General features: G+C 53.0%; 11 protein-coding genes and 2 tRNA genes. 2 read left to right on the plus strand and 11 right to left on the minus strand.

Annotation, left to right across the window (positions count from 1 at the left end; translation table 11 throughout):
- Nucleotides 1-18 precede the first annotated feature (18 nt).
- The 4 genes from infB to OTG14_RS20035 form a co-directional block, all read right to left on the minus strand.
- Complete coding sequence (gene infB, locus OTG14_RS20020) at nucleotides 19-2,706, minus strand: translation initiation factor IF-2 (RefSeq protein ID WP_248272477.1); 2,688 nt, start codon at nucleotides 2,704-2,706, stop codon at nucleotides 19-21.
- 24 nt (nucleotides 2,707-2,730) lie between these two features.
- Nucleotides 2,731-4,233 (minus strand): transcription termination factor NusA, encoded by a 1,503-nt coding sequence (gene nusA, locus OTG14_RS20025; protein ID WP_003861798.1) that lies wholly within the window; start codon nucleotides 4,231-4,233, stop codon nucleotides 2,731-2,733.
- A gap of 28 nt (nucleotides 4,234-4,261) precedes the next feature.
- A complete protein-coding gene (gene rimP, locus OTG14_RS20030) occupies nucleotides 4,262-4,714 on the minus strand; it encodes a ribosome maturation factor RimP (RefSeq protein ID WP_014833432.1) in 453 nt (150 codons plus the stop codon).
- A gap of 207 nt (nucleotides 4,715-4,921) precedes the next feature.
- A tRNA-Met gene (locus tag OTG14_RS20035) sits at nucleotides 4,922-4,998 on the minus strand.
- 287 nt (nucleotides 4,999-5,285) lie between these two features.
- Between OTG14_RS20035 and argG the strand changes: the two genes are divergently transcribed.
- Nucleotides 5,286-6,632: an argininosuccinate synthase gene (gene argG / locus OTG14_RS20040; RefSeq protein WP_024906366.1), complete on the plus strand. Its 1,347-nt coding sequence runs from the start codon at nucleotides 5,286-5,288 to the stop codon at nucleotides 6,630-6,632.
- Between the two features lie 154 nt (nucleotides 6,633-6,786).
- Here argG and OTG14_RS20045 read toward each other — a convergent pair.
- The 6 genes from OTG14_RS20045 to rlmE form a co-directional block, all read right to left on the minus strand.
- Nucleotides 6,787-6,873: transfer RNA gene (locus OTG14_RS20045), tRNA-Leu, on the minus strand.
- 9 nt (nucleotides 6,874-6,882) lie between these two features.
- Nucleotides 6,883-7,215, minus strand: a complete 333-nt coding sequence (gene secG, locus OTG14_RS20050) for a preprotein translocase subunit SecG (protein WP_023309338.1) — start codon at nucleotides 7,213-7,215, stop codon at nucleotides 6,883-6,885.
- A 223-nt stretch (nucleotides 7,216-7,438) separates the two neighbouring features.
- Nucleotides 7,439-8,776, minus strand: coding sequence for a phosphoglucosamine mutase (gene glmM, locus OTG14_RS20055; protein WP_024906365.1), 1,338 nt, complete (start codon nucleotides 8,774-8,776; stop codon nucleotides 7,439-7,441).
- Nucleotides 8,769-9,617, minus strand: coding sequence for a dihydropteroate synthase (gene folP / locus OTG14_RS20060; protein WP_248272478.1), 849 nt, complete (start codon nucleotides 9,615-9,617; stop codon nucleotides 8,769-8,771). Before folP ends, glmM begins: the two co-directional genes overlap by 8 nt.
- A 98-nt stretch (nucleotides 9,618-9,715) precedes the next feature.
- Entirely contained in the window at nucleotides 9,716-11,650 is a 1,935-nt protein-coding gene (gene ftsH, locus OTG14_RS20065; protein WP_010436002.1) for an ATP-dependent zinc metalloprotease FtsH, read from the minus strand.
- 102 nt (nucleotides 11,651-11,752) lie between these two features.
- Nucleotides 11,753-12,379: a 23S rRNA (uridine(2552)-2'-O)-methyltransferase RlmE gene (gene rlmE, locus OTG14_RS20070; protein WP_003861812.1), complete on the minus strand. Its 627-nt coding sequence runs from the start codon at nucleotides 12,377-12,379 to the stop codon at nucleotides 11,753-11,755.
- 127 nt (nucleotides 12,380-12,506) lie between these two features.
- Here rlmE and yhbY point away from each other — a divergent pair, with 127 nt between their 5' ends.
- The gene (gene yhbY / locus OTG14_RS20075) at nucleotides 12,507-12,800 is read left to right on the plus strand and encodes a ribosome assembly RNA-binding protein YhbY (RefSeq protein ID WP_003861814.1); all 294 of its coding nucleotides are present in this window, start codon (nucleotides 12,507-12,509) and stop codon (nucleotides 12,798-12,800) included.
- A 151-nt stretch (nucleotides 12,801-12,951) separates the two neighbouring features.
- Here yhbY and greA read toward each other — a convergent pair whose 3' ends face one another.
- Nucleotides 12,952-13,428 carry a transcription elongation factor GreA gene (greA, locus tag OTG14_RS20080; protein ID WP_014171793.1) on the minus strand — a complete coding sequence of 159 codons (477 nt, stop codon included), beginning with the start codon at nucleotides 13,426-13,428 and terminating at the stop codon, nucleotides 12,952-12,954.
- Nucleotides 13,429-13,543 lie beyond the last annotated feature (115 nt).

A 13,543-nucleotide genomic window follows, 5' to 3' on the forward strand; every position in this document is an offset into this window, starting at 1 on the left:
CCGGCTTACAATCGGTAATTAAGCGATGGTACGCTGAATTTCGATGATCTCGAACACTTCGATCATATCGCCAACGCGAACGTCGTTGTAGTTCTTCACACCGATACCACATTCCATGCCGTTACGGACTTCGTTAACGTCATCTTTGAAGCGGCGCAGGGATTCCAGCTCGCCTTCGTAGATAACCACGTTGTCACGCAGTACGCGGATTGGGTTGTGACGCTTGATGTTACCTTCGGTCACCATACAGCCCGCGATCGCACCGAATTTCGGTGATTTGAACACGTCACGTACTTCAGCCAGACCGATGATCTGCTGTTTCAGCTCAGGAGACAGCATACCGCTCATCGCGGCTTTCACTTCGTCGATCAGGTTATAGATGACGGAGTAGTAACGCAGATCCAGGCTTTCGGATTCAATCACCCTACGCGCAGACGCATCCGCACGAACGTTGAAGCCAACCAGGATAGCGTTAGAGGCAGCAGCCAGGGTAGCGTCGGTTTCGGTGATACCACCTACGCCCGAACCGATGATCTTCACTTTCACTTCGTCGGTAGACAGTTTCAGCAAGGAGTCGGAGATCGCTTCCACAGAACCCTGAACGTCGGCTTTCAGAACGATGTTCACTTCGTGAACTTCGCCCTCGGTCATGTTGGCAAACATGTTCTCGAGTTTAGATTTCTGCTGACGAGCCAGTTTAACTTCACGGAATTTGCCCTGACGGTACAGTGCCACTTCACGCGCTTTCTTCTCGTCACGCACAACGGTCACTTCGTCACCGGCAGCCGGAACACCGGACAGACCCAGGATTTCCACTGGAATGGACGGACCCGCTTCCAGCACTTCCTGACCCAGTTCGTTACGCATCGCACGAACGCGGCCGTATTCGAAACCGCACAGAACGATATCGCCTTTATGCAGTGTACCTTCACGAACCAGAACGGTAGCAACCGGGCCACGTCCTTTATCCAGGAAGGATTCGATCACCGCGCCGCTCGCCATACCGTTACGGATGGCTTTCAGCTCCAGAACTTCGGCCTGCAGCAGGATCGCGTCCAGCAGTTCGTCGATACCGGTACCCGCTTTCGCAGACACGTGTACGAACTGGCTTTCACCGCCCCACTCTTCCGGCAGGATACCGTACTGGGAAAGTTCGTTTTTAACACGATCGGGATCCGCTTCTGGCTTATCGATCTTGTTCACTGCAACCACAACCGGCACACCGGCTGCTTTCGCGTGCTGGATAGCTTCGATGGTCTGCGGCATGACGCCGTCGTCCGCCGCAACAACCAGAACAACGATATCCGTCGCCTGAGCACCACGAGCACGCATAGAGGTAAACGCGGCGTGGCCCGGGGTATCCAGGAAGGTGATCATACCGTTGTCAGTTTCTACGTGGTATGCACCGATGTGCTGGGTAATCCCACCCGCTTCACCCGAGGCAACCTTAGTAGAACGAATGTAGTCAAGCAGAGAGGTTTTACCGTGGTCAACGTGACCCATGATGGTCACAACCGGTGCACGCGGTTCAGCCGCAGCGCCAGTATCACGGTCGCTCATTACTGCTTCTTCCAGCTCGTTTTCACGACGCAGGATAACTTTGTGGCCCATCTCTTCAGCAACCAGCTGTGCGGTTTCCTGATCGATCACCTGGTTGATGGTCGCCATGGCGCCCAGTTTCATCATCGCTTTGATGACCTGAGAGCCTTTAACCGCCATCTTGTTCGCCAGTTCGCCAACGGTAATGGTTTCGCCGATCACAACGTCACGGTTAACGGCCTGAGCAGGCTTCTGGAAGCCCTGCTGCAGAGCGGAACCTTTACGCTTGCCGCCTTTACCACCGCGAACAGCCGCGCGTGCTTCTTCACGGTCAGCTTTGGATTCAGCGTGCTTGTTGCCTTTTTTCGCCGGACGCGCAGCTTTTGCATTACGGCCACGACCACGACCGCCTTCCACTTCACGGTCGTTATCATCTTCAGCCTGACGCGCATGCTGAGAAGTGGTCACGTGATAGTCGCTGGTGTCTTCAGTCGGCTCAACGGTATTCACACCATTCTTCTCGTTTTCTTCTGCCATACGGCGCGCTTCTTCGGCGACGCGGCGAGCTTCTTCTTCCAGCTTACGGCGGGCTTCTTCTTCCGCTTTACGCTTCAGCTCGGCAGCTTCATTTTCACGGCGGGCTTTTTCAGCCTGGGCGGTTTTGGTCATTTCGTCTGTCTGTTGATTGCTCACTTTGTCTTTTTCCGCAGCGTCACGCTTCACTTTATCACTTGCGTCGCGTTTCGCTTTTTCTGCGGCCTCACGTTCAGCTTTTAATTCTGCTTCACGTTTGGCGGCTGCTTCCGCCTCACGCTGAGCTTGTTCTTCCGCTTCACGCTGTGCCTGCTCTTCCGCGGCAAGGCGTTCTGCCTCTTGCGGATCACGTTTTACAAAGGTGCGCGTCTTGCGGACTTCAATTTGTACCGATTTGCTTTTGCCACCGGTACCAGGGATGTTTAACGTGCTACGCGTTTTGCGCTGCAGCGTTAACTTGTCAGGCGTAGAACCGTGTTCACGGTTCAGGTGCGTTAACAAGGTTTGTTTTTCTTGCGCGGTCACCGAGTCATCAGCGGACTTCGGGATCCCTGCATCAGCAAATTGCTGTACCAGGCGGTCCACGGAGGTCTGAATCTCAGCAGCCAGCGATTTTACAGTTACATCAGTCATGCTGTTCCTTCCTGCTACAGTTTATTACGCTTCGTCGCCGAACCAGCAAATATTACGTGCGGCCATGATGAGCTCGCCGGCTTTCTCGTCGGTTAAACCTTCGATATCAGCCAGGTCATCAACGCCTTGCTCAGCGAGATCTTCCAGCGTACAAACACCACGGGCAGCCAGCTTGAACGCAATCGCACGATCAAGACCTTCCAGATTCAGCAGGTCATCAGCCGGCTTCTTATCGCCAAGGCTTTCTTCCTGAGCCAGTGCCAGGGTGGTCAGTGCGTTTTTAGCGCGTTCACGCAGGGCTTCAACGGTTGGTTCATCCAGACCGTCAATTTCCAGCAGCTCTTTCATTGGCACATAGGCCAGTTCTTCCAGCGTAGAGAAACCTTCTTCAACCAGAACAGTGGCGAAGTCTTCGTCAATATCCAGGTATTTCGTGAAGGTATCGATCGCCGCATGGGCTTCAGCCTGATGCTTAGCCTGCAGGTCATCAACGGTCATCACGTTGAGTTCCCAGCCGCTCAGCTGTGACGCCAGGCGTACGTTCTGGCCGTTACGGCCGATTGCCTGCGCCAGGTTGCCCGCTTCAACAGCGATATCCATGGTGTGTTTGTCTTCGTCAACAACGATAGACGCCACATCAGCTGGAGCCATTGCGTTGATCACGAACTGCGCCGGGTTGTCATCCCACAGAACGATATCAATACGTTCGCCGCCCAGCTCAGTAGACACTGCCTGGACACGCGCACCGCGCATACCGACGCAAGCACCGACCGGGTCGATACGCTTGTCGTTGGTTTTCACCGCAATTTTCGCACGGGAGCCCGGATCGCGAGCCGCCGCTTTAATCTCGATAACTTCTTCACCGATTTCCGGTACTTCGATACGGAACAGTTCTACCAGCATTTCTGGTTTAGAACGGGTCACGAACAGCTGTGCGCCACGCGCTTCAGGGCGAACGGCGTACAGAACACCGCGAATACGGTCGCCTGGACGGAAGTTTTCACGCGGCAGCATATCTTCACGCAGGATCACGGCTTCAGCGTTACCCGGCAACCCTTCGGATTTGATCTCCAGGGAGATATTGTCGCGGTTCACTTTCTTCACCACGCCGGTGATGATTTCGCCTTCCTGATCGCGGAACTGATCGACAACCAGCGCGCGCTCGGCTTCGCGCACTTTCTGCACGATAACCTGTTTAGCGGTCTGGGTGGTGATACGGTCGAAGGTCACAGATTCAATCTGATCTTCAACGTAGTCACCCACGTTCAGACTTTCGTCTTCAAAACGGGCGGCTTCCAGGGTGATCTCTTTGGTCGGCTGGGTCACTTCTTCAACGATTACCCAACGACGGAATGTATCGAAGTCACCGCTTTTACGATCGATTTCTACGCGAACATCGATCTCTTGTTCGTATTTTTTCTTGGTTGCTGTAGCCAGTGCACTTTCCAGCGCTTCAAAAATCTTTTCACGCGGCAGTGATTTCTCGTTGGAGACGGCTTCAACAACAGCCAAAATTTCTTTGTTCATCGCGGGCTTTTCACCTCAATCCAGACTGTTAAAAGTGGGGAACCAGGTTCGCCTTCTGGATATTACTCAGCGCGAACACTTCATCTTTGCCTTCGACTGTCACCGTGATCATTTCACCATCAACAGCTTTGATAATTCCCTGCCATTTACGGCGGTTCTGTACGGCCATACGCAGAACGAGAGCCACTTCTTCACCGGTAAAGCGCACATAGTGCTCGGCCGTGAACATCGGGCGATCGAGGCCAGGTGAGGAAACTTCCAGGTTGTACGCAACGGTAATCGGGTCTTCAACATCAAGAACCGCACTCACCTGGTGGCTGACATCAGCACAATCATCAACATTGATGCCATCTTCACTATCAATATAGATGCGCAGCGTCGATGTACGGCCGCGAACGAATTCGATGCCGACCAGTTCGTAGCCCAGTGCTTCGACCGGTGCAGTAATCATCTCTGTTAATTTTTGCTCTAATGTGGACAAGCCCACCCCCAAGACATAAAAAAAGGGCGTAAAGCCCAGTTATTCTGTAGTCAGATAACAAAAAACCCCGATAAATCGGGGCTTTAGATAACTGAACCCTATAGCCACAACTGTGGCCTGGAGCACTTTCCGAAAGAATTTTTTCAAATCCAGCTACGAAGGCTCTAAGTCTTCACAGTATATTTGAAAAAGAACTTTATGGGAAAGTGGTTGCGGGGGCCGGATTTGAACCGACGACCTTCGGGTTATGAGCCCGACGAGCTACCAGGCTGCTCCACCCCGCGCCTGAAACGTGGCAAATTCTACGCGTTTTGGACAGAATTTGCAAATAATGCTGGGATTTGGTACCGAAGACGGGACGTAAAATCGGCGTTTAGTATATTGATAGTTGACCCCACCTGTCAAGGCGACTTCCGCCAGATCGATCAGACCAAAATTATTACAAAAAACGCATGACTCTCTTCCGGTCTTCGCCAAAAGATGATTAAATGAATACTCACTTATTTTGCATAAAAATGCACAAGAGAGCGAAAGCGGTCTCTAATCAGTCAATCAAGCAGGGTTTTATTCTATGACGACGATTCTCAAGCATCTTCCGGTAGGACAACGTATTGGCATCGCTTTCTCAGGTGGCCTGGATACCAGCGCTGCACTGCTGTGGATGCGCCAGAAGGGAGCGGTTCCGTATGCCTATACTGCGAACCTGGGTCAGCCGGATGAGGACGACTATGATGCCATTCCTCGTCGCGCTAAAGAGTATGGTGCAGAGAACGCGCGCCTGATTGACTGCCGTAAGCAACTTGTCGCGGAAGGTATCGCGGCTATTCAGTGTGGTGCATTCCATAACACCACCGGCGGTCTGACCTATTTCAACACCACCCCGCTGGGCCGTGCGGTCACCGGCACCATGCTGGTTGCGGCGATGAAAGAAGACGGCGTCAACATCTGGGGTGACGGCAGCACCTATAAAGGAAACGATATCGAACGCTTCTATCGCTATGGCCTGCTGACCAACGCCGAACTGCAGATTTACAAACCGTGGCTGGACACCGACTTCATCGACGAGCTGGGTGGTCGTCATGAGATGTCCGAGTTTATGATCGCCTGCGGTTTCGACTATAAGATGTCAGTCGAGAAAGCCTATTCCACCGACTCCAACATGCTGGGTGCGACGCACGAAGCGAAAGACCTGGAATTCCTGAACTCCAGCGTGAAGATCGTTAACCCGATCATGGGCGTGAAGTTCTGGGACGAGAACGTCAAAATCCAGGCAGAAGAAGTGACCGTGCGTTTCGAACGCGGCCATCCGGTTGCGCTGAACGGTAAAACCTTCTCTGACGATGTTGAGCTGATGCTGGAAGCTAACCGTATTGGCGGTCGTCACGGTCTGGGCATGAGCGATCAGATTGAAAACCGTATCATCGAAGCGAAAAGCCGTGGCATTTATGAAGCCCCGGGAATGGCGCTGCTGCACATCGCTTACGAGCGTCTGCTGACCGGCATTCACAACGAAGACACCATTGAGCAGTATCACTCTCATGGCCGTCAGCTGGGCAAACTGCTGTATCAGGGCCGCTGGTTCGATCCACAGGCGCTGATGCTGCGTGATGCGCTGCAGCGTTGGGTGGCAAGCGCGATCACCGGTGAAGTGACCCTCGAACTGCGTCGCGGTAACGACTACTCAATCCTGAACACCGTGTCTGACAACCTGACCTATAAAGCAGAGCGTCTGACTATGGAGAAAGGTGAATCTGTGTTCTCACCAGACGATCGTATTGGTCAGCTGACCATGCGTAACCTGGACATCACCGATACACGTGAGAAGCTGTTCAACTATGTTGAGAACGGTTTGCTGTCAGCGAGTTCAGGTAACGGCCTGCCGCAGGTTGAAAACCTGGAGCACAGCGATAAGAAATAATCGCTGATGTAGCATGCAAAAGGCGTCCTGGGGACGCCTTTTTTATTTGGACTTTTGTAGGGCGGGTAAGCGCAGCGCCACCCGCCATTTTGCCCGCTACCACAATATACAGACGAAAAAAAAGACGTCTTTCGACGTCTTTCTTCTGGAATATTGGTACCGAGGATGGGACTCGAACCCACAAGCCCGTTAGGGCACTACCACCTCAAGGTAGCGTGTCTACCAATTCCACCACCTCGGTACAGAATACTTAGTGCGGGATATCGCTGGTTGGCTTAGCCGGTGCAGCTGGCTGAGTCTGCTCAGTTTTCGCTGGCGCGCTCAGGTTTTCCCACTCGCTTCCTTTGCTGGTCTTATTGCTGTTGATATTGCCAAGCACCAGACTGATGATGAAGAACAGCGTAGCCAGAATCGCCGTTGTGCGGGTCATGAAGTTCGCAGAACCACTTGAACCGAACAGCGTACCGGAAGCGCCTGCTCCGAAGGAGGCTCCCATATCAGCGCCTTTACCTTGCTGCAGCATAATCAGCGCTACGAGAGCGATGGCTACAATAAGGAAAACAACTAAAAGAGCTTCGTACATAATCAACCTGTTCCTTGCGGATTTGCCGCATACCAATGCTTCGACCAATTAGCAGGATTTTTGTTTCCCACTGAAGCGGGTGTGAATACTAACCAAAGCGAATCACCTTCGCAAGGGCATTTTCGACGCATTGTATCAACTGCGGAAAAAAACAGCAAAAAGCCATGAATTGCTTAAAACAAAGGCGGCAAACGCCGCCTTTTTAAACATTTAGCGTGCAAGATTATGCAGCTTTCACAGCATCCGCAATACGGTGCGCAAATTCGGTGACCTGCGCTTCGTCTTCGCCTTCCACCATCACGCGGATCAGCGGTTCGGTACCGGACTTACGCAGCAGCACGCGTCCACGGCTGCCCAGAGCCGCTTCAACATCAGCCATCACCGCTTTGACGTTCTCATTTTCCAGCGGATCGCCTTTGCCAGCAGTAAAGCGCACGTTCACCAGGATCTGTGGGAACATTTTCATTCCGCTGCACAGATCGTGCAGGCTCATATGGTTGCGCGCCATCGCGGCAACCACCTGCAGCGCGGCCACGATACCGTCACCGGTGGTGGTTTTGTCGAGCAGGATGACGTGACCCGAGTTTTCTGCACCGATGCGCCAGCCCTTCTCCTGCAGTTTTTCCAGCACGTAGCGGTCACCCACTTTCGCGCGCACGAACGGAATACCGAGCTGTTTCAGCGCCAGTTCCAGGCCCATGTTACTCATCAGCGTACCTACCGCACCGCCGCGCAGCTGGCCCTGACGCAGACCTTCACGTGCAATGATGTAGAGGATCTGATCGCCGTCGACCTTGTTACCTTCGTGGTCGACCATGATCACGCGGTCACCGTCGCCGTCCAGCGCAATACCGAGATCGGCTTTCTCCGCCAGAACACGCGCCTGCAGGGCACGAACGTCAGTTGCCCCCACCTGCTCGTTAATGTTCAGACCATCCGGCTCGCAGCCGATGGCGATCACTTTCGCACCCAGTTCGCGGAAAACATTTGGGGCGATGTGGTAGGTCGCACCGTTCGCACAGTCCACCACAATTTTCAGATGAGCCAGGCTCAGCTCATTCGGGAAGGTACCTTTACAGAATTCGATGTAACGCCCCGCCGCATCGACGATACGGTTCGCTTTACCCAGCTCTGCGGAATCAACACAGGTGATCTCTTTTTCCATTTCGGCTTCAATCGCCTCTTCCACGTCATCCGGCAGCTTGGTGCCGTCAATGGAGAAGAATTTAATGCCGTTGTCGTAGAACGGGTTGTGAGAAGCCGAGATGACAATCCCCGCTTCCGCACGGAAGGTGCGCGTCAGATACGCGACTGCAGGCGTTGGCATTGGGCCCGTAAAGGAGGCGGACAGTCCGGCAGCTGCCAGACCCGCTTCAAGCGCGGACTCCAGCATATAGCCCGAAATACGGGTGTCTTTACCGATGATAATTTTACGTGAACCATGACGCGCCAGTACCTTGCCAGCAGCCCAGCCGAGCTTCAGGACAAAATCAGGGGTGATGGGAGCATCGCCTACACGCCCACGGATACCGTCGGTACCAAAATATTTACGATTACTCATAGCGTTTGTTTTCCTTCGCTGCCAGTGTGGCTTCCACCACACGCATGGCTTCTACTGTTTCTTTGACGTCATGGACACGAATAATGTGCGCACCCTGCATCGCCGCAATCACTGCGCAGGCCAGGCTGCCGCTCAGGCGTTCGCTCGGCCCCACGTTCAGCAACTGCCCAATCATCGACTTTCTCGACATCCCCACCAGTAACGGCAGGCCAAAATGATGGAATTCCGACAGGCGCGCAAGCAACGCATAATTGTGTGAGAGATTTTTACCGAAACCGAACCCCGGGTCGAGCAGCAATTTCTCTTTTGGGATACCTGCACGTTCACAGCGTGCAATATGCTCAATAAAGAAGCGATACACGTCGGCAAAGACATCGTCATACTTCGGTGCTTCCTGCATGGTTTTCGGTTGGCCCTGCATGTGCATCAGGCATACCGGTAACCCCGTCTCTGCCGCGGCTTCAAGTGCGCCAGGCTCGGTGAGTGAGCGAATATCATTAATAATGTGAGCGCCCACTCTCGCCACTTCACGAATCACTTCGGGTTTGGAGGTATCAACGGAAATCCATACTTCAAACCGCTGTGCAATCGCTTCAACCACCGGCACAACGCGCGCCAGTTCTTCTTCCACAGACACGTCCGCCGCACCAGGACGCGTCGATTCGCCGCCGACGTCAATGATGGTGGCACCCGCATTAATCATTAAATTCGCGTGCTTAACCGCCTCGATAAGCGTGTTGTGCGTGCCGCCGTCAGAGAAGGAGTCAGGGGTAACATTCAGGATCCCCATCACATGGGGATGTGAAAGATCGAGATGCGAGTCCTGAGCGAATAATTTCATGGCGAAATCCCTGATATCTATATGGTTAAACAGAAATGAAAAACCCCGGAGCAAGCTCCAGGGTTTGAGGTACAGACAAACGCGTCAACAGCAGTAACTTACTTATCGCCCAACTGTTCTGACATGGTGTTGCCCGGGTTTGGCGTACGCGGTTCATCAACCGGACGCGGCGCACGCGGGGTGCCATTGTTGTCAGAATTATTGGAAGCGCCTGGGTCTTCCCAGCCTGCTGGCGGACGCACTTCACGGCGCGCCATCAGGTCGTCAATCTGCGGTGCATCGATGGTCTCATACTTCATGAGCGCATCTTTCATCGAATGCAGGATGTCCATATTGTCGTTCAGGATCTGGCGAGCACGTGCATAGTTACGCTCTACCAGAGATTTTACTTCCTGGTCGATGATACGTGCCGTCTCATCGGACATATGTTTCGCTTTCGCCACAGAACGGCCCAGGAAGACTTCACCCTCTTCCTCTGCATACAGCAGTGGACCGAGTTTGTCGGAGAAGCCCCACTGCGTCACCATGTTACGCGCCAGGTTGGTCGCGACTTTGATGTCGTTGGACGCACCGGTAGAAACATGTTCCACACCGTAGATAATCTCTTCTGCCAGGCGACCACCGTAGAGGGTAGAAATCTGACTTTCCAGTTTCTGACGGCTGGCGCTGATCGCGTCGCCTTCAGGCAGGAAGAAGGTCACACCCAGCGCACGACCGCGCGGAATAATCGTCACTTTATGCACCGGATCGTGTTCCGGTACGAGGCGACCAATAATCGCGTGACCCGCTTCGTGGTATGCCGTGGACTCTTTCTGCGCTTCCGTCATCACCATGGAGCGACGTTCCGCACCCATCATGATTTTGTCTTTCGCTTTCTCGAACTCCACCATGGACACCACGCGCTTGTTACCGCGAGCGGCAAACAAAGCTGCTTCGTTGACCAGGTTAGCCAGGTCCGCACCGGAGAAGCCAGGAGTACCGCGCGCAATGATTGCCGCGTCGATATCTGGTGCCAGCGGTACGCGACGCATGTGAACTTTCAGAATCTGTTCACGACCGCGAACGTCCGGCAGACCCACAACAACCTGACGGTCGAAACGGCCTGGACGCAGCAGCGCAGGGTCAAGTACGTCCGGACGGTTAGTCGCCGCGATAACGATGATACCTTCGTTACCTTCGAAACCGTCCATCTCAACCAGCATCTGGTTCAGCGTCTGTTCACGTTCATCATGACCACCGCCCAGACCTGCGCCACGCTGGCGGCCTACGGCGTCGATTTCATCGATGAAGATAATGCACGGTGCTGCCTTCTTGGCCTGCTCGAACATGTCACGCACACGAGATGCACCGACACCCACGAACATTTCAACGAAGTCAGAACCTGAAATAGTAAAGAACGGCACCTTCGCTTCGCCCGCAATGGCTTTCGCCAGCAGGGTTTTACCGGTACCCGGAGGGCCAACCATCAGCACGCCTTTCGGGATCTTACCGCCCAGCTTCTGGAAACGGCTCGGTTCACGCAGGTATTCAACCAGTTCGCCGACCTCTTCTTTCGCTTCGTCACACCCGGCAACGTCTGCAAAAGTGGTCTTGATCTGATCTTCCGTTAACATACGCGCCTTGCTCTTACCGAACGACATGGCACCTTTGCCACCGCCGCCCTGCATCTGGCGCATAAAGAAGATCCAGACGCCGATAAGAAGCAGCATCGGGAACCAGGAAATGAAGATAGAAGCCAGCAGGCTTGGTTCTTCTGGCGGCTCGCCAACTACCTTGACGTTTTTGGTCAGAAGGTTATCAAGCAGCTTAGGATCGTTCACCGGGATGTAAGTCGTGTAACGGTTACTATCTTTCTTGGTAACGTTGATCTCACGTCCGTTGATACGCGCTTCGCGAACCTGGTCCTGATTGACCTCCTGCAGGAAGGTAGAATAATCCACCTTGCGGCCATTCGACTCGCTGGGCCCAAAGCTCTGGAATACTGACATCAGCACAACGGCAATGACCAGCCAGAGTATTAGGTTTTTCGCCATGTCACTCAAGGGATTAACCTCATATTACAACTGTGTTAAAAACAGCGTCAGGATACTCTATATCCAGTTTCATTCAAACTTTCGTCTGAAATCTCCCGGTTATCATTTTCGCCCGGTCGCTACAATATACACTTCACGGGAACGGGCCCGGGAAGAGTCCGGCTTACGAACTTTGACCTTCGCAAACAGGGAGCGAATTTCCTTAAGATACTCCTCGAAACCTTCGCCCTGAAACACCTTCACAACAAAACTACCACCAGGCGCTAGTACATCACGACACATTTCTAACGCTAGCTCCACCAGATACATGGCGCGGGGGATATCCACCGCCGGTGTTCCGCACATATTTGGTGCCATATCTGACATGACAACCTGGACCTTACTGTCACCTACACGATCAAGTAACGCTTTCAGCACTAATTCATCACGAAAGTCGCCCTGAAGGAAGTCGACACCGACGATGGGATCCATTGGTAAAAGATCGCACGCGATGATTCGGCCCGTTCCGCCGATCTGCGTGACCGCATACTGGGACCATCCGCCAGGTGCCGCACCGAGGTCAACAACCGTCATCCCCGGCTTAAAAAGTTTGTCACTTTGCTGTATTTCATCAAGTTTAAACCAGGCACGGGAACGCAACCCCTTTTTCTGTGCCTGTTGAACATATTTATCGCTAAAGTGTTCCTGGAGCCAGCGGCTGGAGCTGGCAGAACGCTTTTTACCTGTCATTTAACATTTCCGTCCTGGTTCATCGTTGCTTGCCTGTGACGTAAATTTCTACGCAGCTATTTGGCGATATAAGGGAGATGGCGGTAGAATGAACCGTTTTCAATCCCAACGTAAGCAAAAATATACGATGAATCTGAGTACTAAACAAAAACAGCACCTTAAAGGTCTGGCACATCCGCTCAAGCCTGTAGTGATGCTTGGCAACAATGGTTTGACCGAAGGGGTGCTTGCCGAGATTGAACAAGCGCTGGAACACCACGAGCTGATCAAGGTGAAAATCGCCTCTGAAGACAGAGACACTAAAAACCTGATCGTGGAAGCCATCGTGCGCGAAACCGGCGCCTGTAATGTACAGGTCATCGGTAAAACGCTGGTGCTCTACCGCCCGTCTAAAGAGCGTAAAATCTCGCTGCCACGTTAAGGATATCCTGAATTAAACACATTTTCTGTGTGAAACGAGGGATTTCTGTCAGCAGGCGAGCAAAATGCCATGCTCCTTGAGTTGATAAAAGGCCGCTACGCGGCCTTTTTCTTTTCTTTACAATGTATCAACATCTTAGTAGAGAAGCGAATTACAGGTATTCAACCTTAATAATTTCGTATTCTACTTCACCGCCAGGGGTGCGGATGGTGACAACATCGTCCTGCTCTTTGCCAATCAGGCCGCGAGCAATCGGCGAGTTCACCGAAATCAGGTTCTGTTTGAAATCAGCTTCATCATCACCCACGATGCGATAGGTCTGCTCTTCGTCGTTGTCCAGGTTCAGCACGGTCACGGTAGAACCAAAGATCACACGCCCGTTGTTAGGCATTTTGGTGATGTCGATAACCTGTGCATTGGACAGTTTTGCTTCGATATCTTTAATACGCCCTTCACAGAAGCCCTGCTGCTCACGCGCGGCGTGGTATTCAGCATTCTCTTTCAGGTCGCCATGCTCGCGCGCATCCGCGATAGCGGCGATGATTTCAGGACGACGCACGGATTTCAGGAAATCCAGCTCTTCGCGCAGTTTTTCGGCACCACGTAAGGTCATCGGAATAGCTTGCATTTGTTATACCTCTTAAACATTCCTGTTGGGAGCAGTGTTCCCTGCTCCTGCCCCCCTAAGCGGGCAAGAAGCAAAAAGAAAACCGACCCGGGAGCAATGCCCCAGGTCAGCAGCA

The organism is Enterobacter pseudoroggenkampii (genome assembly GCF_026420145.1).
Lineage (GTDB): Bacteria > Pseudomonadota > Gammaproteobacteria > Enterobacterales > Enterobacteriaceae > Enterobacter > Enterobacter pseudoroggenkampii.

Coding starts and splice junctions, on each gene's coding strand:
- infB (WP_248272477.1), bottom strand. CDS start 2,706: ATGACTGATGTAACTGTAAAATCGCTGGCTGCTGAGATTCAGACCTCC.
- nusA (WP_003861798.1), bottom strand. CDS start 4,233: ATGAACAAAGAAATTTTGGCTGTTGTTGAAGCCGTCTCCAACGAGAAA.
- argG (WP_024906366.1), top strand. CDS start 5,286: ATGACGACGATTCTCAAGCATCTTCCGGTAGGACAACGTATTGGCATC.
- secG (WP_023309338.1), bottom strand. CDS start 7,215: ATGTACGAAGCTCTTTTAGTTGTTTTCCTTATTGTAGCCATCGCTCTC.
- glmM (WP_024906365.1), bottom strand. CDS start 8,776: ATGAGTAATCGTAAATATTTTGGTACCGACGGTATCCGTGGGCGTGTA.
- folP (WP_248272478.1), bottom strand. CDS start 9,617: ATGAAATTATTCGCTCAGGACTCGCATCTCGATCTTTCACATCCCCAT.
- ftsH (WP_010436002.1), bottom strand. CDS start 11,650: ATGGCGAAAAACCTAATACTCTGGCTGGTCATTGCCGTTGTGCTGATG.
- rlmE (WP_003861812.1), bottom strand. CDS start 12,379: ATGACAGGTAAAAAGCGTTCTGCCAGCTCCAGCCGCTGGCTCCAGGAA.
- yhbY (WP_003861814.1), top strand. CDS start 12,507: ATGAATCTGAGTACTAAACAAAAACAGCACCTTAAAGGTCTGGCACAT.
- greA (WP_014171793.1), bottom strand. CDS start 13,428: ATGCAAGCTATTCCGATGACCTTACGTGGTGCCGAAAAACTGCGCGAA.